At 68.8% G+C, this 20,172-nt stretch carries 16 protein-coding genes; 10 read left to right on the top strand and 6 right to left on the bottom strand.

The window, feature by feature from the left end:
• Nucleotides 1-14: 14 nt before the first annotated feature.
• The 4 genes from ACIPV5_RS03395 to ACIPV5_RS03380 all read right to left on the bottom strand — a co-directional run bounded on the left by ACIPV5_RS03395 (nt 15) and on the right by ACIPV5_RS03380 (nt 4,987).
• On the bottom strand, nt 15-1,337 hold the full coding sequence (locus ACIPV5_RS03395; protein WP_400339741.1) for an enolase C-terminal domain-like protein: 1,323 nt from the start codon (nt 1,335-1,337) through the stop codon (nt 15-17).
• Entirely contained in the window at nt 1,334-2,920 is a 1,587-nt protein-coding gene (locus tag ACIPV5_RS03390) for an aldehyde dehydrogenase (NADP(+)) (protein ID WP_400339738.1), read from the bottom strand. The genes ACIPV5_RS03395 and ACIPV5_RS03390 overlap by 4 nt, the downstream gene beginning before the upstream one ends.
• A 37-nt stretch (nt 2,921-2,957) precedes the next feature.
• The gene (locus tag ACIPV5_RS03385; protein ID WP_053098437.1) at nt 2,958-3,893 is read right to left on the bottom strand and encodes a 5-dehydro-4-deoxyglucarate dehydratase; all 936 of its coding nucleotides are present in this window, start codon (nt 3,891-3,893) and stop codon (nt 2,958-2,960) included.
• A 116-nt stretch (nt 3,894-4,009) separates the two neighbouring features.
• A complete protein-coding gene (locus ACIPV5_RS03380; protein WP_372984997.1) occupies nt 4,010-4,987 on the bottom strand; it encodes a 2-hydroxyacid dehydrogenase in 978 nt (325 codons plus the stop codon).
• Between the two features lie 259 nt (nt 4,988-5,246).
• Between ACIPV5_RS03380 and ACIPV5_RS03375 the strand changes: the two genes are divergently transcribed.
• From ACIPV5_RS03375 to ACIPV5_RS03360, 4 genes are read left to right on the top strand one after another with little or no spacing between them, the layout of a single operon-like run.
• On the top strand, nt 5,247-6,815 hold the full coding sequence (locus tag ACIPV5_RS03375) for an ABC transporter substrate-binding protein (RefSeq protein WP_400339735.1): 1,569 nt from the start codon (nt 5,247-5,249) through the stop codon (nt 6,813-6,815).
• A 29-nt stretch (nt 6,816-6,844) separates the two neighbouring features.
• Nucleotides 6,845-7,834, top strand: coding sequence for an ABC transporter permease (locus tag ACIPV5_RS03370; RefSeq protein ID WP_056510877.1), 990 nt, complete (start codon nt 6,845-6,847; stop codon nt 7,832-7,834).
• Nucleotides 7,827-8,792: an ABC transporter permease gene (locus ACIPV5_RS03365; protein ID WP_053098433.1), complete on the top strand. Its 966-nt coding sequence runs from the start codon at nt 7,827-7,829 to the stop codon at nt 8,790-8,792. The genes ACIPV5_RS03370 and ACIPV5_RS03365 overlap by 8 nt, the downstream gene beginning before the upstream one ends.
• A 7-nt stretch (nt 8,793-8,799) precedes the next feature.
• Nucleotides 8,800-9,525: a sulfite exporter TauE/SafE family protein gene (locus tag ACIPV5_RS03360; protein WP_363519108.1), complete on the top strand. Its 726-nt coding sequence runs from the start codon at nt 8,800-8,802 to the stop codon at nt 9,523-9,525.
• 36 nt (nt 9,526-9,561) lie between these two features.
• On the opposite strand, the gene ACIPV5_RS03355 is transcribed toward ACIPV5_RS03360, so the two are convergent.
• On the bottom strand, nt 9,562-10,542 hold the full coding sequence (locus tag ACIPV5_RS03355) for a 2-hydroxyacid dehydrogenase (protein WP_400339731.1): 981 nt from the start codon (nt 10,540-10,542) through the stop codon (nt 9,562-9,564).
• Nucleotides 10,539-11,852 carry a glucarate dehydratase family protein gene (locus ACIPV5_RS03350; protein ID WP_400339729.1) on the bottom strand — a complete coding sequence of 438 codons (1,314 nt, stop codon included), beginning with the start codon at nt 11,850-11,852 and terminating at the stop codon, nt 10,539-10,541. The genes ACIPV5_RS03355 and ACIPV5_RS03350 overlap by 4 nt, the downstream gene beginning before the upstream one ends.
• A 132-nt stretch (nt 11,853-11,984) precedes the next feature.
• Here ACIPV5_RS03350 and ACIPV5_RS03345 point away from each other — a divergent pair, with 132 nt between their 5' ends.
• The 6 genes from ACIPV5_RS03345 to ACIPV5_RS03320 all read left to right on the top strand — a co-directional run bounded on the left by ACIPV5_RS03345 (nt 11,985) and on the right by ACIPV5_RS03320 (nt 20,141).
• On the top strand, nt 11,985-12,893 hold the full coding sequence (locus ACIPV5_RS03345; protein ID WP_400339726.1) for a LysR family transcriptional regulator: 909 nt from the start codon (nt 11,985-11,987) through the stop codon (nt 12,891-12,893).
• Between the two features lie 124 nt (nt 12,894-13,017).
• Nucleotides 13,018-14,724 (top strand): dipeptide ABC transporter ATP-binding protein, encoded by a 1,707-nt coding sequence (locus tag ACIPV5_RS03340; protein WP_400339723.1) that lies wholly within the window; start codon nt 13,018-13,020, stop codon nt 14,722-14,724.
• A gap of 367 nt (nt 14,725-15,091) precedes the next feature.
• Entirely contained in the window at nt 15,092-16,168 is a 1,077-nt protein-coding gene (locus tag ACIPV5_RS03335) for an extracellular solute-binding protein (protein ID WP_053098430.1), read from the top strand.
• A gap of 46 nt (nt 16,169-16,214) precedes the next feature.
• Entirely contained in the window at nt 16,215-17,231 is a 1,017-nt protein-coding gene (locus tag ACIPV5_RS03330; RefSeq protein ID WP_295100967.1) for an ABC transporter ATP-binding protein, read from the top strand.
• Between the two features lie 82 nt (nt 17,232-17,313).
• On the top strand, nt 17,314-19,107 hold the full coding sequence (locus tag ACIPV5_RS03325) for an ABC transporter permease (protein WP_400339719.1): 1,794 nt from the start codon (nt 17,314-17,316) through the stop codon (nt 19,105-19,107).
• Nucleotides 19,104-20,141, top strand: a complete 1,038-nt coding sequence (locus ACIPV5_RS03320) for a LacI family DNA-binding transcriptional regulator (RefSeq protein WP_400339716.1) — start codon at nt 19,104-19,106, stop codon at nt 20,139-20,141. The genes ACIPV5_RS03325 and ACIPV5_RS03320 overlap by 4 nt, the downstream gene beginning before the upstream one ends.
• Nucleotides 20,142-20,172: the final 31 nt, after the last annotated feature.

The raw sequence follows: 20,172 nt of genomic DNA, 5'->3' as shown, positions 1-20,172 counted from the left end.
CACCCGGACGCGCCTCAGCGCACGAGGGCGGGCCGCTTGCTGTCGAACTGCCAGTCGGGCACGAGGTACTGCATGCCGATCGCGTCGTCACGGGCGCCGAGCCCGTGCTCGACATACAGCTCGTGGGCCTCGGCGAGCCGCACGCGGTCGATCGTCACACCGAGCCCCGGCCGGTCGGGCACGCGCACCGCGCCGTCGCGGATCTGCGGTGCATCGACCGTCAGCTGCTGACCGTCCTGCCAGATCCAGTGCGTGTCGAGTGCCGTGATCTCGCCGGGCGCGGCGGCACCGACCTGCGTGAACATCGCCAGCGAGATGTCGAAGTGGTTGTTCGAGTGCGAGCCCCAGGTGAGGTCGAAGTCGTTGCACAGCTGCGCGACGCGCACCGACCCTGCCATGGTCCAGAAGTGCGGGTCCGCGAGCGGGATGTCGACGGCATCCGATCGGATCGCGTGCGCCATCTCGCGCCAGTCGGTCGCGATCATGTTCGTCGCGGTCCGCAGTCCGGTGCGCCGCCGGAACTCCGCCATCACCTCTCGGCCCGAGAACCGGCCCTCGGCGCCGCAGGGGTCCTCGGCGTAGGCGAGCACGTCGCGCAGTCGTCGACCGATGCGCACCGCATCCTCCAGCAGCCACCCGCCGTTCGGGTCGAGCGTGATGCGCGCCTCGGGGAAGCGCTCGGCGAGGGCGGTCACGACGTCGGCCTCGATCTCTCCGTCGAGCACGCCGCCCTTGAGCTTGAAGTCCGAGAATCCGTAGCGCTGCTGGGCGGCTTCGGCCAGGCGCACGACGCCCTCGGCCGTCATCGCCTCTTCGCGTCGCACGCTCTCCCAGCTGTCGCCGCTCTCGCGCAGATAGGGGAGGTCGGTCCTGTCGGCATCGCCGACGAAGAACAGATAGCCCAGCATCGGCACGCTGTCGCGCTGCTGACCGTCGCCGAGCAGTTCGGCGACCGGCACGCCGAGGTGCTGCGCATGGAGGTCGAGAAGCGCCGACTCGATGCCGGTGACGGCGTGCACGGTGGTGCGCAGGTCGAACGTCTGCAGCCCGCGGCCACCGGCGTCGCGATCGGCGAAGCGCGTCGCGATCGACCGCAGCAGCGAACGGTATCGGCCGACCGGCTGGCCCGAGAGCATCTCGCCGGCCTCGGTGATGGTGCGGCGGATCGGCTCTCCGCCGGGGACCTCGCCGAGACCCTCGCGTCCGTCCGAATCCGTCACGATGACGATGTTGCGTGTGAAGAACGGCCCGTGCGCGCCCGAGAGGTTCAACAGCATCGAGTCGTGGCCGGCGACCGGAACGACCTCGACTCTGTCGACGGTGGGAGCGGCGCTCATGCGGACGCCTCGCGCCGCCCGTCGATGAAGCGCGGGACGTGCCACGGGTTGGCGTCGCGCAGCGCCTCGGGCAGCAGCTCGTCGGGGATGTTCTGATAGGCGACGGGCCGCAGGAAGCGCTCGATCGCGAGAGTCCCGACGCTCGTGGTGCGCGAGTCGCTCGTCGCCGGGAACGGTCCGCCGTGAACCATGGCGTGCCCGACCTCGACCCCGGTCGGCCAGCCGTTCGCGAGGATGCGTCCGACCTTGCGCTCGAGCACCGGCAGCAGCGCCGCCGCGAGCTCGTTGTCGTCCGCGCTGAGCTGCAGCGTGGCCGTCAGCTGACCCTCCAGACGCGACGCCGCCTGCACCAGCTCGGCGACATCGCCGTACCGCACCACCAGCGATGCCGCACCGAAGATCTCCTCGTGCAGCACGTGGTTCTCTTTGAACGATCCGAGGTCGGCGGCATGGATCACCGGCGCGGGAGCATGCGGACCCTCTCCGTCGGATCCCCTCGCGAGGATCTCCGCGTTGGCGTCCCTCGTCTCGACGCCCTCGCGCCACGCGGCGGCGATGCTCGGCGAGAGCATGGTCTGCCCTGTGGCCGCGCGCAGCGCCTCGGATACGGCCTGCAGGAAGGCGTCGCCCTGCGCGCCCCGCGGGACGAAGACGATTCCGGGCTGCGTGCACAGCTGCCCGCTGGATCCGGTCGCGCTCTGCACGTACCCCGCGGCGAGCGCTCCGACATCGCCGCGCAGAGCGCCGGGCAGGATGAACACGGGGTTCACCGAGCTCATCTCGGCGTAGACGGGGATCGGCACCGGCCGCGCCTGCGAGGCGCGCACGAGGGCGAGACCGCCTTCGCGGGAGCCGGTGAACCCGACGGCCTGGATCTCGGGGTCGGAGACGAGCGCCTGTCCGACGCTGCGGCCCGGGCCGAAGATGTGCGAGAACACTCCCGGGTGGAGTCCATGGGCGTCGATGGCACGCGCGATCGCCGCCGCCACGAGCTCGCTCGTGCCGGGGTGCGAGCTGTGCGCCTTGAACACGACCGGGCAGCCGGCTGCGAGGGCGGATGCGGTGTCGCCGCCGGCGGTGGAGAACGCGAACGGGAAGTTCGACGCCCCGAACACCGCCACCGGCCCGAGAGGGATCTTGCGCTGACGGATGTCGACGCGGGGCACCGGCGTGCGGTCGGGCTGCGCCGGATCGATGCGCACGCCTCGGTGTTCGCCGGCTCGGACGACCTCGGCGAACAGCCGCAGCTGCCCGGTGGTGCGCGCACGCTCCCCGAGAAGACGCGCCTGCGGCAACCCGGTCTCCTGCATCGCCCGCTCGATCAGCGTGTCGCCGATCGCCTCGATCTCCTCCGCGACCGTCTCGAGGAAGGCCGCGTGGGCCTCGGGCTCGAGGCGCGAGAACGTCACGAACGCCTCGGCGGCGGCCGCCGTCGCCTCGCGGAGCTGGTCGACGTCGATCTGCGAGTAGGGCGGATCTAGCTGTTCGTCGGTGTCGGGCGCGATGGCGTGAAGAGCCGAGCCGGTGCCGGCGACGGAGCGCCCGGCGATCGAGGAATGCCCGGTGAGGACGGGAACGGTCATGTCACTCTCCTTGAGTCGAGGGTGGGGATGGTGAGGATCAGACGGGGACGGACTCGAGCAGCCCGGCGCGGTCGAGAAGCTGCAGGAGGTCGGCGTCATCCTGCTCCGACAGGTCGTGCAGCGGCGGGCGGACGGGTCCGACGCCGTGTCCGGTGAGACGCAGCCCCGCCTTGACGATCGAGACGCCGAAGCCGCGGCCCCGATCGCGGATCGCGATGTACGGCAGCACGAAGCGTCCCAGCTTCTCGGTCACCGCGACTCGGTCCTGGGCACGCACGTCCCGGTAGAACTCGAGGGCGAACTCGGGAACGAAGTTGAACATCGCGGACGAGTAGGTGCTCATGCCCATCTGCAGCAGCGGCAGCGCATACGTCTCCGCCGTCGGCAGCCCGCCCAGGTAGAACAGCCGCTCGCCGTTGCGGACGTAGACCGAGGCGAGGTGCTCGATGTCGGCCGTCGCATCCTTGAAGCCGATGACGTTCTCGTGTCGGTCGGCGAGGATCGCCATCGTCTCGGCCGAGTAGATCGCGTTGCCCCGGTTGTAGACGATGATCGCGAGACGGGTCGCTGCGGCGATCGCCGAGACATGCTCGACGAGACCGGGCTGGTCGCACTCGGTGAGATACGGGGGCAGCACGAGGATGCCCTCGGCACCGGCCTCCTCGGCTGCACGAGCGTTCGCGATCGCGTTGCGGGTCCAGCCTCCGGCCGACGCGAGCACCGGCACCTCGGGGCGGGATGCCTGCACGGCCGCGCGGACGACCGCGGCCGACTCGGCGGCATCGAGGCTGAAGCCCTCGCCGGTGCCGCCGGCGGCGAACAGACCGGCGACGCCGAATCCGGCCTGCCACTCGACGTGCTCGCGGTAGCGCTTCTCATCGAACTCGAGCTCCGGCGTGAATGCCGTCGCGGGGAACGAGAGGAGACCTTCGCGAAGGTGGTCGGCCAGCTCGGTGGGCGTGAATCGTGCCACGGTGCACTCCTGGGGTGTCGCGCCGGTGTCCGGCTCGGATCTGAACAATCGTCACGCTATGCGGGAAACGATGCGCCTACAAACCAAATGGTGGATAGATCAATGCGCCGCCTGCATCAAAGCGCAGACATCTCCGGCACCGGCGTCGGGAGCGGCTCGCCTGCGAGGTACGCCCGGAGGTTCGCCAGCGTGAGGTCTCGCATGTCGCGCCGGGTCTCGTGCGTTCCGCTGCCGACGTGGGGCAGCAGCGTGACATCGTCGCGGATCAACCGCTCGGGCACGTGCGGCTCCTGCGCGAAGACGTCGAGACCCGCCCCCGCGATCTCACCGGCCTCGAGAGCGGCGATCAGCGCGTCCTCGTCGACGACCGAGCCGCGGGCGATGTTGACCAGGAACCCGTCCGGTCCCAGCGCCCGGATGACCTCGGCATCCACGAGCCCCACGGTCGCCGCGCCGCCGGGAACCGCGATGACGAGCACGTCCGATCGGCGTGCGAGTTCGACGGCGGAAGCCACGTGCTCCCACGGCACCTCCTCGACGGGGCGTCGGGTCGTGTAGAGGATCGTCGCGTCGAATGCCGCCGCGCGCCGGGCGATCGCCTGCCCGATGCGGCCGAGCCCGAGCACGCCGACCGTGCTGCCCGAGAACCGACGCGTCAGCGGGAAGCCGCCGGACTCCCAGCGGCCCTCGCGCAGGAACCTCTCGGATGCCCCGAACCGTCGGAACACGTCGAGCATGAGCCCGAGGGCCGTATCGGCGACGCAGTCGGTGAGCACATCGGGCGTGTGGGTGACCTGGATGCCGCGTGCGACCGCCTGAGCCACATCGGTCGTGTCGTAGCCCACCCCGAAGTTGGTGACGATCTCGAGGTTCGGGAGCGCAGCCATCAGAGCGGACGGGACACCGTTGCGACCGCTCGTGACGACGGCGCGCACCTTCGCGGCATCCGCGGGATCGAGGGTCGAGAGGTCGTCGGGAAGACGCACCACGGAGTACTCGTCCTGAAGCGTCCGCTCGAGAGAGTCGAGCAGTGGCCCCGCCTGGGCGACGGAGCCGGGGGCGACGGGCGAGGGAGCATCGATGATGTTCGTCATGGCGCGAGACTACGACCCGTCAACGATGCAGTTCCATAAGCGAAGTTGCATGGATTGATGCGTCCGCTGTATTCATCGGGCGAGAACGGCGGAATCCCGCGGATCGCCGCATGTCGCTCCACCGCTGCCGAGCGCCGAGCCCCGGTTCCGCTCGCCGATGCGTGCCGCGCATCGGTTGACGCTCGGGAAGCGGTCTGCGACATTCTGAACGAGCCGACGACCACTCTGGGCCTCGGCCGTCCCCTACCTGGAGGAACCGATGAAGCTTTCTTCCCCCCGACGCAGAGCGGCCCGCGCATCCGCCGTCACCGCTGGAATCGCGTCCATCGCACTGCTCGCATCCTGCTCGGTCGCGAACTCGGAGTCGCAAGGCGGCGGCGAGGGTGGCCCCGAAGACACCCTCCGCGTCGTGCTCACGCAGGAGCCGCCCACGCTCGAGGCATGCGACGCGAACCTCACGTCGACCGGTGTGGTCGTGCGCAGCACGGTGACCGAGCCGCTCGTCGAGCGCAACCCGTCGACCGGAGAGCTCGAGCCGCTGCTCGCCACCGAGTGGGAGCAGACCGGCGACACCGAGTGGACGTTCACCGTCCGCGACGACGTCACCTTCCAGGACGGCACCCCCTTCGACGCCGAAGCGGCCGCCTACTCGATCGACCGCGCCGTGAACGGCGACCTCGGCTGCAACGTCGAGGGCTACATCTTCGGTGACGACGACCTCGAGGTCGCCGCCACCGATGCCACCACCCTCACCGTGAGCACCCCGAGCCCCGACCCGATCCTCCCGCTGAAGCTCTCGTTCATCGAGATCGTCTCCCCCGAGACCTCGAACACCGAGTTCGTGCGCGAGCCCATCGGCACCGGCCCCTACGCGATCGGCGACTGGCAGGCCGGCACGAAGCTCACCCTCGACCGCAACGACGACTACTGGGGCGACGCTCCGCAGTTCGCCGAGGTCGAGTACCAGTGGCGGTCGGAGGGCACCGTCCGTGCCGCGATGATCACCAGCGGCGAGGCGGACATCGCCCTCGGCCTCAGCGCCGAAGACGGCATCGGCGACTTCGGCGTGAGCTACCCGAACAACGAGACGATCGCACTGCGCTTCTCCGGGCAGACGGCGCCGCTCGACGACATCCGCATCCGCCAGGCGATCAACTACGCGATCGACCGCGAGGGCATCGTCTCCTCCCTCTACCCCGACGGCGACGTGGTCGCCGCGCAGCTGATCCCCGAGGGCATCGTCGGCTTCAACTCCGACCTCGAGCCCTGGGAGTACGACCCCGAGAAGGCGAAGGCCCTCGTCGAGGAGGCTGCGGCTGACGGCGTCCCGACGGACACGAAGATCCTCATGCCGGTGCGCACCGCGCAGTTCCCGAAGGTCAGCGAGCTCGGCGAGGTCCTGCGCGAGCAGCTCGCCGCCGCCGGCCTCAACGTCGAGCTCCGCATGGTCGACACCACGCAGCACCTGCAGTACCAGCTGAGCCCGTTCGTCACGAACGAGGGCCCCATCTCGATGCTCATCCAGCACGGCAACCAGGCGGGTGACGCGCAGTTCACGGTCGAGCAGTACATGCTCACGGGCGGTGCGCAGGCCGAGTTCGGCGACCCGGGTCTGGACGAGCTCATCAACACGGCCCGCACCCTGACCGGCGATGAGCGTCAGGCGGCCTACGAGGACGTGTTCGCCTACGAGCGCGAGAACGTCGTCGCCCTCGCCCCGATCGCGCACCAGACGGTCATGCTCGGTCTCGCCGACCGCGTGACGTACGAGCCCAACTCGTCGACCGGCGACGAGCTGCGCATCAAGGAGGTCTCGCTCGCGGGCTGACCGCGAGCGAGAGTGAGAGGCGGGCGACCATGTGGACCTACCTGAGAAAACGGATCCTGCAGAGCGCGCTGCCGCTGATCGCCGTCGTACTGGGTGTCTTCGTGCTCGCCCGTCTCACCGGCGATCCGTCGCAGCTGTACCTTCCGCTGAACGCCACCGACCAGATGCGCGAGGACTTCGCCGCCCGCAACGGCTTCGACCAGCCGCTGTGGAAGCAGATGGGCGACTACTTCCTCGGTGTCCTGCAGCTGGACTTCGGTCAGTCGCTGCGCACCGGGGAACCCGCCGCCGAGATGGCGCTGCGCGCCTTCCCCGCCACCCTGCAGCTCGCCGCGGTGACGATGGTCCTCGCGATCGTCATCGCCATCGTGCTCGGCAGCTGGGCGTCGCTGAAGCCGAACGGCATCGCCGACCGCATCGTGAGCTTCTTCTCGATGACGGCGGCCAGCGTGCCCGACTTCTGGGTGGCGATCCTCGGCATCTGGATCTTCGCGATCACCCTCGGCTGGCTGCCGACCTCCGGAACCTCCGGCGCTCTCGTCTGGATCCTGCCGGTCGCGACGCTCATGCTGCGACCGGTCGGGGTGCTCGCCCAGGTGATCCGCGGGTCGATGGTGACCGTGCTCGGGCAGCCGTACATCCAGGTCGCCCGCAGTCGCGGCGCCGGCCAGATGCACATCGTCTCGAAGCACGCGCTGCGCAACGCCGCGGCACCCGCCCTGACCGTCGCCGGCGACCTGACCGTCGGCCTCATCAACGGCGCGGTCGTGGTGGAGTCGATCTTCGGCTGGCCGGGCATCGGCAAGCTCATGATCGACTCGATCCTGCAGCGCGATTTCGCGGTGCTGCAGGCCGCGGTGCTGATCACCGCTCTGGCGATCTTCGCCCTCAACATCATCATCGACCTCGGTTACGCGCTGCTGGATCCCCGCGTGCGGCCGACCTCGGGAGCCAAGGCCCGTCGCCGCGGTCCCGGGGCACTCTCCGACACGAAGGCAGAGGTGCTGACGAATGTCTGACAACGCATCGACCGTCACCGTCCTCACGCAGAAGGCGCGCGGAGCCCGCTCGTCGGGTCGCGCCAACCTCTGGCAGCTGCTGCTGAAGGACAAGGTCGCCACCGCCGCCGCCATCGTGCTGTCGTTCATCGTGCTCACCGCGATCATCGGTCCGCCGCTGTTCGGCGAGATGGCGCAGCGACAGGACCTCGGCGCGCGCAACATGCCGCCGTTCAGCTTCCAGCTCGGCTGGGAGTACGTCCTCGGCAGCGACTCGCTGGGTCGCAGCCTGCTCGCCCGCATCATCACCGCCGCGGGAACCACGCTCGGTGTCGCGGCGGCCGCCGTGGTCGTGTCGGCGGTCGTCGGCTCGATCTGGGGCATGTGGGCCGGATTCCATCGCGGATGGCGCGAGTCGGTGTCGATGCGCATCGCCGACGTCATCATGAGCTTCCCCTCGCTGCTGCTCGCCGTCGTGATCCTGTACGTGTTCAACCCCAGTGCGGCCAACATCGTGCTCGTGCTCGCGATCACCCGCATCCCTCTGTACCTGCGCACGGCGCGAGCAGATGCTGCCGAGCTGCGCTCGAGGATGTTCGTCGACGCCGCGACGAACTTCGGAGCCACGAACAAGGCCATCGTCTTCCGCCACATCGTCCCGAACGTCCTGCCCACGTTGGTCACGCTGGCGACGCTGGAGTTCTGCTACGTGATGCTGGCCGAGTCGTCGCTGAGCTTCCTCGGCATCGGCATCCAGCCGCCCGATGTCAGCTGGGGCCTCATGGTCTCGCAGGGACGCCAGTACCTCGCCGAGGCGTGGTGGCAGTCGGTACTCCCCGGTCTCGCGATCGTCATCACCACGGTGTGCGCGAACGTCCTGGCCGCGTGGCTGCGTCTCGCGACCGACCCGGGCCAGCGCTGGCGTCTGCAGAGCAAGAAGCGCCGTCGCGTGATCGGCTCGATCGCCCCGCGTCGCTGAGTCCGCGGTGACGCCGCTCGAGTTCGTGCTGCTGGGGGCCGTCATCCTCGTCGCCGGCTGCCTGCAGGGCTCGATCGGCTTCGGAATGGGGATGCTGGCCGCACCGTTCATCGCCCTGATCGACACGACGCTGCTGCCGGTGCTCGTGATCATGCTGGCCATGGTCGTGACGCTGATCGTGGCGGTGATGGATCGCGCGGCGCTCGATCTGCGCGGGGCCGGCTGGGCGTTGGCGGGGCGTGTGCCCGGGACCGTCGTCGGCGCGGGTCTCGTCACCGTGATGTCGACGACCGTGCTCTCCTGGGCGGTCGCGGTCGTCGTTCTGCTGGGTGTCGTCGTCTCGCTGCGGGGCTGGCGCCCGAGAGTGACGAGGACGACGCAGGCGGTGGCCGGGGCGCTGTCGGGCGTCATGGGCACGACCACGTCGGTCGGAGGGGCGCCGATGGCGATCATCTGGCAGGGCTCCGACGGGCCGCGGCTGCGCGGCACGATGTCGGCGTTCTTCCTCGTCGGATCATCGCTGTCGCTCGTCGCGCTGTTCCTGTGGGGCGCGGTGCCGACGCACGCGCTCGCCACGGCGGCCTGGATGGCGCCGTTCGCGGTCGCGGGGGTGGTGCTGTCGCGGTTCGTGAACAGGTTCCTCAACCGCCGGCGCACGCGCGCGATCGCTCTCGGAGCATCCGCTCTCGGTGCGGTGACGCTGATCGTCACCCGCCTGTTCGAGCTCGGCTGAGCGGATGCCGGAGCGACCCGCCCACGGCCAGCCGCCTCAGCGCACCTGACGCTCGAGTGGGAGGCCCGCGTCGAGCAGGTCGATGTTGCGGGCGATGTCGGCTGCCCGCGCCGTGAAGACCTCGCGGGCATGGCCCGAGTGGTGCGGGGTGAGCACGACCCGATCGAGCGCGGCGAATCTCTGCACGACGGGTGGAGCCTGCGCGCCCTGCGGCGCCTCCCACCACACGTCGATCGCCGCTCCCCCGATGCGTCCCTCGCTGAGGGCCGAGAACAGTGCGTCCTCGTCGATGAGAGCCCCGCGGGCGACGTTGATGACCAGCGCGTCGCCGTTCAGCTGCGCGAACGCGTCGGCATCGATCATCCCTCGCGTGCTCTCGGTCAGGGGCGCGGTGACGACGACGACATCGCTCTCCCGCAGCAGCGGATGCAGCTGATCCTCGCCGTACACCTGATCGAGCAGTTCGGTTCCGGGGCCGCCTGCATCAGGATGCCGACGCATCGCGACCACGCGCATGCCGAAGGCCTTCGCGAGGTGGGCGACGGAGCGGCCGATCTCGCCGTAGCCGACCAGTCCGAGGGTGCTGCCGGCGAGCGAGCGATGGTACGGGGCGCCTGCCGTCGCGATCGTCCGCCACTCCCCCCGACGCATCTCGGCATCGGCGTCGATCGCGCGACGGCGCAGCATAAGTGCGGTCATGATCACGTGCTCGGCGATCGCGGCGCCGTGGTGACCGGTGTTGCACAGCGGCACGTCGTCGGGCACGGCACCGGCTTCCACCCGGTCGACGCCCGCACCCGTCGCATGCACGAGACGCACGCGATCGGCCCCTGCCATCTCTGCGACCGTGAGCCGCGAGCAGATCACCACGTCGGCGCCCTCGATCGCCGCTCGCGTCGAACCGGGCACGTCGAGGTCGGCGAACACCCACTCGTGCGGGCGCGCGGTGCGGCGCAGATCGTCGGCGAACGCCGACATGATCGGATCGGTGACCGCGATGCGCAGCGGCGCGTTCACCAGCGGGGGCTCTCGAGCACGTATCCGGGATCGACGCGCTGCATGTAGCCGGTGTCGTCGCGCTCCCGGATGCCGCCGTCGAGGTACTGCCTGTGCAGTCGCGCGAGCGCCTCGGGGTCGAGCTCGACGCCGAGTCCCGGTGCGGTCGGCACCGCCAGCGATCCGTCGCGGAATGTCAGTGCGCCCGGCGCGATGACGTCTTCGTCCTCGCGCTTCCACGGCCAGTGCGTGTCGCACGCATAGCCGACGCCCGGGGTGGCCGCAGCGAGGTGGGTCATCGCCGCGAGGCTGATCCCGAGGTGCGAGTTCGAGTGCATCGAGAGTCCCCACCCGAGAGTCTCGGCGAAGCCGGCGAGCAGTCGGGATCGTTCGAGACCTCCCCAGAAGTGGTGGTCTGAGAGCACGATGTCGATCGCACCGAGGCGCACGGCATCCGCGATGTGCGAGAACGCGACGACGCACATGTTGGTGGCGAGCGGCAGGTCGGTGTGGCGGCGCACCTCGGCCATGCCCTCGAGACCCGGGGTGGGGTCTTCGAGGTATTCGAGCACGTCCTTCAGCGCATCGGCGACCCGCAGCGAGGTCTCGACGGTCCAGGCCCCGTTCGGATCAATGCGCAGGGGGTGGTCGGGGAACTCCTCGCGCAGCGCGAGGATCGCGGCGATCTCGTCGTCGGGCGCGAGGACACCGGCCTTGAGCTTGAGCGCTGTGAAGCCGTAGGTGTCGACGATGCGACGGGCCTGCGAGACGATTCCGTCCGGCGTCAGCGCCTCGCCCCATTCGTCGGATGCCTTGCCCGGGTGCCCTGCCCACTTGTAGAAGAGGTAGCCGCTGAACGGCACCGCATCCCGCACCCGTCCGCCCAGCAGCTCGCTGGCGGGCATGCCGAGCAGCTTGCCGCGGATGTCGACGGCGGCCACGTCGAACGGCGAGAGCACACGGTCGCCGGTGCTCGTGCCGGTGACCATGCCCGACATGCCGTGTCCGCCCTGCACGCCGTCGCCGGCCACACTGCGTTCGACCCGCGCGCGCAGGTCGTTCGTGGCGAACACGTTGCAGCCGAGTACGGCGTCGGCGGCGACCCGCAATCGCTGCAGGTGCGCGCTGTCGCCGTAGGTCTCGCCGAGTCCGACGACGCCCGATTCGGTGGTCACCTGCACGATGGCGCGCAGCGCGAGCGGCTCGTGCACGCCGACGGTGTTGAGTAGCGGCGGGTCGTGGAATGCGACCGGCGTGATGCGGACGGACCGCACCGCGTTCTCGGACAACCGCGTGGCAGCCGGGACAGACAGCAGGAGCTCTTCGGACATCACGCCTCCGTTGGTGAGACTCCGGGACTCCGCTTCGACGGATTCCGCGTCATCGAGTTTCTCCGACACTATGGTGGGGACAGATGCGCGGACAAACCAAAACTCGCACTGATCAATGTCGGGAGTGGATCGATGATCTCGCTGGTACAGCTCGAATGCTTCATCGCCGTCGCGGAGGAACTGCACTTCGGTGCGGCCGCGACCCGACTCAAGATGACGCAGCCGCCGCTCAGTCGGCAGATCCAGCAGCTCGAGCGCGAGCTGTCGACGAGGCTCTTCGATCGCACCAGCCGTCGCGTCGCGCTGACTCAGGCCGGGCGCGCGCTGCTGCCCAACGCGCGGCGCCTGATCGACCTCGCGGCGAAGGCGGTCTCGGATGTGCGCTCGGTCGGCGAGGGCGCCGCCGGAACCGTCACGATCGCCTACACCGCGATGGCCGGGCAGGCCGTGGTGCCCGATCTGCTGCGGCGCGCGTCGGCCGAGCTGCCCGGCGTCACCCTGCTGCTGCGCGAACTCGTCTCGCTCGACCAGGTGGAAGAGCTCGAGAAGGGCACGGTCGACATCGGCCTGATGCGACCACTGCTCGCCCGACCGCAGATCAGCAGCCGCGCGGTGTACCGCGAGCGGCTGGCGGTGGCGCTCCCCAGCGACTCGGCACTGGCGCAGCGCTCCGAGCCCGTGAAGCTCATCGACCTCAAGGACGAGTCGCTGCTCATGTACTCCCCGAGCGGCGCGCGCTACTTCCACGACCTGCTGCTGTCGATGTTCGTGGCGAGCGGGGTGCACCCGCACATCGTGCAGTACGCCGGGCAGGTGCCCGCCCTGCTGGCGATGGTCAGCGCCGGCATCGGGTTCACGCTCGTGCCGCAGTCGGCCGAGCGGATCTCTCCCGACACCGTGACGCTGCTGCCGATCAGCGAGGCCGATCCGTCGTCGCGGGTGAACAGCGTCGAGCTCGACATCGCGTGGAACTCCGAGTCGCACAATCCCCTCGTCGAGCGTCTGCTGAACCTGATCGACGACGTGGATCACGACGACTGATCTATGCAGTGGGCGCATTGCCCAATGCCGATGTAGTGCTTGATCGGGATGAATCCTCACGCCTAGCGTGAACGAGAAGATGATCAGTGCTGATGACACGACCCGTGCTCGACGAGGAGGACGCATGCCGAAGGACATCGCCGCGACCGCCGATGAGTCCGCCCGACCCAGCGAGGCCGTGAACCCGACACCCGGCGGCCGACCCGCCGCGCGTGACGACATCCTGCGCGTCGAGGATCTGCGCGTCGCCTATCGGATCGGCGACCGCGAGGTCGATGCGGTCCGCGGGGTGAACCTCAGCGTGGGCCGCGGTGAAGTGGTCGCGATCGTCGGCGAATCCGGATCCGGCAAGAGCACGGTCGCGCAGTCGATCATGAACCTCCTCGCGCCGAACGCCGAGGTCACCGGCGGGCGCATCGAGTTCGACGGCGAAGACCTGATCCCGCTGAGCGAACGCCGCTGGCGCAGCATCCGGGGCCGTCTGATCGGACTGGTCCCCCAGGACCCCGCACTCTCTCTCAACCCGGTGCGACGCGTGGGCGTGCAGGTGGCGGAGCCGCTGCTCGTGCACGGACTCGCGACCAAGCACGACGCGCATGATCGTGCCGTCGAACTGCTCGAGATGGCAGGACTGACGTATCCGGCCGAACGGGCGAAGCAGTATCCGCACCAGTTCTCGGGCGGCATGAAGCAGCGCGCGCTGATCGCGGGAGCGCTGGCCGCGCAGCCGAGCCTGATCATCGCCGATGAGCCGACGAGCGCCCTCGACGTCACCGTGCAGAAGCAGATCCTCGACCACCTCGCGAACCTCACGCAGGAGCTGGGCACCGCGATCCTGCTGATCACCCACGACCTGGGCATGGCGGCCGAGCGGGCCGACCGGGTCGTCGTCATGAAGCAGGGCGAGATCGTGGACTCCGGTCCTGCCGCGCAGGTGATGACCGCGCCGACGCACGAGTACACCCGCAAGCTCATCGCCGCCGCACCGCGGCTGAGTGCACATGAGCGGCGGACGGCATCCACCCAGGCCCGCATCGAGTTCGGCGGCGAGCCGATCGTCCGGGTCTCCGAGCTCACCAAGGTCTTCCCGCTGCCCAAGGGCGAGGGCGAGCGCCGCACGCTGACCGCCGTCGACGCCGTCTCTCTCGAGGTGCGCCGCGGCGAGACGCTCGCTGTCGTGGGCGAGTCGGGGTCGGGCAAGAGCACGCTCGCGCGGCTCGTGCTGCGGCTGGAGGAGCCGACCTCGGGATCCATCTCGTTCGCCGGCGAGGACATCACCCACCTCAAGGGCGAGAAGCTGCGTCAGCTGCGGCGGCGGTTCCAGATGGTCTACCAGAGCCCGTTCGACTCCCTGAATCCGCGCATGACGATCGAGCAGCTCATCACCGAGCCGCTGCTGTCGTTCGGCGAGGGCGACCGGTCGTCGCGGTCGAAGCGCGCCGTCGAGCTGTCGGAGCAGGTCGCTCTTCCCGACGGGATGCTGGGTCGGTTCCCCGACGAGCTGTCCGGCGGCCAGCGGCAGCGCGTGGCCATCGCCCGCGCTCTCGCGCTTGACCCGGAGTTCCTCGTGCTCGACGAGGCCGTCTCGGCGCTCGACGTGTCGGTGCAGGCGCAGATCCTCGCGCTGCTCGACGAACTGCAGCGCGAGCGCGAGCTGAGCTACCTCTTCATCACGCACGACCTCGGTGTCGTCGCCGAGACCGCCGACCGCGTCGCCGTGCTCAAGCACGGCACGCTCGTGGAGTGCGGCGATGCCGCGCAGATCTTCACGGCTCCGCAAGAGGAGTACACCCGGATGCTGATCGAGGCCGTTCCGGCGTTCTCCGCCTGACGCTCGCCCTCGGTTCGACCGCGCGTGAGTGGTCACTTTCGCACCCCTCCCGGGCACTTCAGGTGCACTACTGACCACCCACCGCACGCCCCTCGCGTGAGTGGCCACTTTCGCATCCCTCACGGCCGCTTCAGGTGCATTACTGACCACCCACCGCACAGGCGACAGGCGTCAGGCGTCAGGCGTCAGGCGTCAGGCGAGGCACAGCGTCGACAGTTCACTTCGCACTCCCCGTGCGTTCACCTCGGACGCCTATCTTGAGTGCGGTCGCGCGAACGCGGCTAAGAATCAGACACTTCGTTGTACGTAAACCACAACATCGCGGTAAAGTCGGATCAGACATACCTCGATGACGAGAAAGGCGACCATGGTCGACATCCGAAAGAAGCGCTGGTCTCTCCTGGGAATCGCTGCGGTGGCGGCCGTGACCCTCACCGGCTGCGCAGGCGGCAGCACCGAGTCCGACGGCGGTTCGAGCGACGGCGGGTCGGATGCGACCCTCATCGTCTACACGAACTCGAACAGCGACGGCCGTGGCGAGTGGATCACCGAGAAGGCCGCAGATGCCGGCATCGACATCGAGATCGTGGGTCTCGGCGGCGCCGACCTCACCAACCGCATCATCGCCGAGAAGAACAACCCGGTCGGTGACGTGGTGTTCGGTCTGAACAACATGTTCTTCGAGCAGCTCAAGGCCGAAGAGGCGATCACCGCCTACGAGCCCGAGTGGAGCGGCGAGGTTCCGGCCGATGCGGGCGACCCCGCTGACGGAGCGTTCTGGCCGCTCGTCGAGCAGGCCATTGTCACGGTCTATGACGAGAACACCATCACCGACGCTCCTTCCGACGAGGAGGACCTCTGGACCGACGAGGAGTACGCGGGCCGCTACGAGGTCAACCCGGCGCTCGGCCAGGCCACCCCGCAGCTCGTGCTCGCCAGCATCCTGTCGCGTCACCTCGACGAAGACGGCGACCTCGGCGTCAGCGACGAGGGCTGGGACCTGGTGAAGTCGTACTACGCCAACGGATCGCCCGCGGTCGAGGGCACCGACCTCTACGCCCGCATCACGCGTGGCGAGATCGACTACGGCGTGCTGCCCTCGAGCGGCATCGCCGCGCGCGACGAGGAGTACGGCACGAAGACCGGCATGATCGTGCCCGACTACGGCGTGCCGTATGTCACCGAGCAGATCGCGCAGATCAACGGCACCGGCAACGAGGAGAAGGCCCAGGAGTTCATCGACTGGTTCGGCAGCGCCGAGGTGCAGGGCGAGTTCGCGGCCGAGTTCAACTCGATGCCCGTCAACGAGGGTGCGGTCGAGCAGGCCAACCCCGAGGTCGTCGAGCTCATGGGCACCCTCGACCGTCAGGACATCGACTTCGGCTTCGTGAGCGAGAACCTCGGTGCCTGGGTCGAGAAGGTCACGCTCGAGTACATCGGCTGATCTCGCACGACACCACCCCTCCTCTCGCACTAGCCGGAAAGACACCATGATCCGTTTCGAAGATGTCGAGGTCGCGTTCGGCGATCACCGCGCGGTCTCGCACCTCGATCTGGAGATCCAGGAGGGTGAGTTCTTCACCCTCCTGGGTCCGTCCGGATGCGGCAAGACCACCGCCCTCCGCACACTCGCCGGGTTCGTCGAGCCGACGGGCGGTCGCATCCACATCAACGGCCGTGACGTCACTCGCGTGCCGAGCGAGAAGCGCGGCGTGGGCATGGTGTTCCAGAACTACGCCCTGTTCCCCAGCATGAACGTGCGCGAGAACATCGCGTTCGGGCTGTCGATCCAGAAGACGTCGAAGGCCGAGCAGCGCCGCCGCGTCGACGAGATCGCCGACCGCACGGGCCTCGCGCCGTCGCAGCTCGAGAAGAACGTCTCGGAGCTCTCGGGCGGGCAGCAGCAGCGTGTGGCCATCGCCCGCGCTCTCGCGCTGACCCCCAGCATCCTGCTGCTCGATGAGCCGCTGTCGAACCTCGACGCGAAGCTGCGCGTGCAGCTGCGTGAACAGCTGAAAGACCTGCAGCACGAGGTCGGTGTGACCACGGTCTACGTCACGCACGACCAAGAAGAGGCGCTCACGCTCAGCGACCGCATCGCCGTGCTCGACGCCGGAACGCTGCAGCAGGTGGGCACGCCGGAAGAGATCTACGACCGCAGCGCGACGCCGTTCGTCTGCCGCTTCATCGGCGAGAACAACCGTCTCAGCCCGGCGCAGATCACGAGCCTCGGCGGCGGACTCGACGCCACGGCCGAGAGCTACGTGCGACCCGAGAAGCTGCATCTCGCCGAGGCGGGCGACAGCTCGACGGCATCCGCGTCGCTCGCCGGCACGATCGTCGACCGCACGTACCACGGCAGCCACAGCGTCTACACGGTGACGGCAGAGGATGCTGCGCTGCGCGTCAGCGTTCCCGCCGCGGCGAGCGCGCGCCAGTGGAACCCCGGCGACGCAGTGCGCGTCGACGTCGATCCGCGCTGGATCCTGCAGTATCCGGCGGCGTGACATGTCGGACGCTCGGAACCCCCAGAACCCCTCACACCCCGCGGTCCCGCCCTCAGCGGCCGTGACCGGAGAAGCCGGCTCCTTGACGACCGAAGCTGTCGTCGAGGGTCAGACGGCGGGACCGCGGCTCAACAAGAGAGGGCGCCCCGGCAGCGTGAAGGCGATGCTGCGCTCGCCCCTCGCCTGGATCACGGGCATCATCGTGATCTGGTTCGCCGCGGCGTTCCTCGTACTTCCCAACGCCGCTCTGCTCGGGGTCACGTTCTTCCCCGACGGGCAGTTCAGCATCCGTGCCGTCGAGAAGCTGTTCGGCAGCGAGCGTGCGCTGAAGACCCTCGGCAACAGCTTCCTGCTCGCGGTCACGCTGTCGATCACGGTCAACGTGGTCGGTGTGTTCATCGTGCTGGTGACGAAGTACTTCCAGGTGCGCGGAGCGAAGATCCTCTGGCTCGGCTATGCCACGACCCTGATCTACGGCGGCATCGTGCTGGCCGCCGGATACAACTTCATCTACGGCCGGTTCGGGTTCTTCACGAACATGATGGTCAACTGGTGGCCCGACATGGACCGCGACTGGTTCTCGGGGTACTTCGCCGTGGTCTTCGTGATGACGTTCGCGACCACGACGAACCACATGCTGTTCCTCTCCTCCTCCCTCGGCAAGGTCGACTACGCGTCGATCGAGGCGGCCAAGCTCATGGGCGCCTCGACCTGGACGATCCTGCGCCGCATCGTGCTGCCGGTGATGAAGCCGATGCTGTTCGCCGTCACGGTGCTCACGTTCCTCATCGGGCTCGGGGCGCTGACGGCTCCGCTCGTGCTCGGCGGGCCCGACTTCCAGACCGTCGCGCCGCTGATCATCGACCTCTCGCGCAGCCCGATCACGCGTGACATCGCAGCTCTCCTGGCGATCGTGCTCGGCATCGCGACGATCATCCTGCTCGCGATCATGAACCGCTTCGAGAAGTCGGGCGTGTACTTCTCGGTCGCGAAGGTGGCGACGCCGATCCAGAAGCAGAAGATCCGCAACCCGTTCGCGAACGTCGTCGTGCACGCCATCGCGTACCTGCTATGGGTGATCTACCTGATCCCGGTCGTGCTGATCGTGATCTTCTCGTTCGTCGATGCGCGCAGCATCCTCGCCGGGTCGATCACCCTCGACAGCTTCACGCTCGACAACTACATCACCGTGTTCTCGAGCGCCGAGGCGATCCGTCCGTTCATCGTCAGCGTCGTCTACAGCGCCGTCGCATCGCTCGTCGTGGTCGGCGGTCTGCTGTTCGTGGCGCGCATGCTGCAGAAGCACCGCAACCTGCTGACCACCGCGATCGAGTACGTGCTGCACATCCCGTGGATCCTGCCGATCGTGCTCATCGCGCTCGCCCTGGTGACCGCGTTCGACGAGCCGCGGGCGATCGTGGGCGGCTTCGTGCTGACCGGCACGCCGATCCTGCTGCTCATCGCCTACATCTGCGTGAAGATCCCGTTCACGCTGCGCCTGCTCAAGGCCGGGTTCGCGTCGGTGCCCGATTCGCTCGAAGACGCCTCGCGCATTCTCGGGGCGAAGTCGCTGACGACGTTCCGCAAGGTGCTGGTGCCGCTGGCGCTGCCCACGGCCGCGGCGATCACGGCGCTGAACTTCAACAGCCTGCTCGACGACTACGACGCGGCGATCTTCCTCTACCACCCGCTGTTCAAGCCGCTCGGTGTGGCGATTCAAGAGAGCACGCGCGGCGAGAACAATCTCGACGCGATGCCGATCACGTTCGTCTACACAGTGCTGCTGATGATCATCATGGGTGTCACCATGTATCTCGTGTATGGACGAGGTTCGCGCGCCGGAGCGCCCCGCAAGGCCAAGAAGGCGCGCGCGTGAGTGGTGCATCGCCTTCGGATGGTCCGGGGCTGCGTGTCACGGTCAGTGATGTCGCGGCGGCCGCCGGGGTCTCCCGGGCCACCGCGACCAGGGCGCTGAAGGGCGAGGGGCGGTTCGCGCCCGAAACCCAGGAGCGGATCCTCGCCGAGGCCGAGCGCCTCGGATACGTGCGCAACACGATGGCCGCCGAGCTCGCCGCCGGCCGCACCGGAACCGTCGGACTGATGCTGCGCGATGCGAGCAACCCGGCCTACGGTCTGCTGTTCTCGCGGCTGCAGGATGAGGCCCACAGGCGGGGGCTCGACCTCGTGACCGTGACGATCGGCGCCGACGAGCAGGGCGCCGAGCAGGTCAATGCGCTGCACCGGCTGCTCGGCATGCGTGTGGCCGGGCTGATCGTGGCGACCGGTGGCATCACGGCCGCGCAGCTCGAGCCGTTCGCCGACCAGGTGCCGATCGTGCGCGCGGGGCGGGTTGAGACGGCTTCCGGGATCCATACCGCGCACTATGACGATCCGGAGCATGGGCGGATGTTGGCGTCGCATGTCTTGTCGTTGGGGCATCGGCGGGTGGTGGTGCTCTCCGGCGCGGAGGATGTCTCGTTCGCTGAGCACCTTCGGGCTTCGGCGATGGAGTCGACGTTGGTCGCCGGTGGGGCTTCGGTGGCTCGGGTGTCTGCGGGGGCGGCGCCGACCAATGGAGTGGATGAGGCGCTGGACGCCGTGCGCTCCGGAGCGACCGCCGTCATGTGCGCGTCGGACTATCGGCAGCTCGCGGTCATGCGCGCTCTGCGTGCTGCGGGCTTGTCTGTTCCCGGCGATGTGAGCGTTACGGGGTGCGACGGCATCCTGCCCGGGGCTGACCTCTTGGGTCTGACGACGCTGCGGATTCCGGTCGAGGCCGTCGCGGCCGCGGCTGTAGAGACGATGCAGCGGTTGCTCTCGGGATCGGGGGCTGAGTCGGACTCTTCGGAGACCGTGCGGCAGCCGTTCGTCGGAACTCTCGTGCCCGGGTCGACTGCCGCCGCCGTCTGACTTCTGTCCTGTACTTGTTCGTCGTCTCACT

The organism is Microbacterium sp. NPDC090014, from assembly GCF_044748285.1.
Taxonomy (GTDB): Bacteria; Actinomycetota; Actinomycetes; order Actinomycetales; family Microbacteriaceae; genus Microbacterium.
Note: the sequence above shows the minus strand (reverse complement) of the source record. Positions and strands in the feature narration are given on the sequence as shown.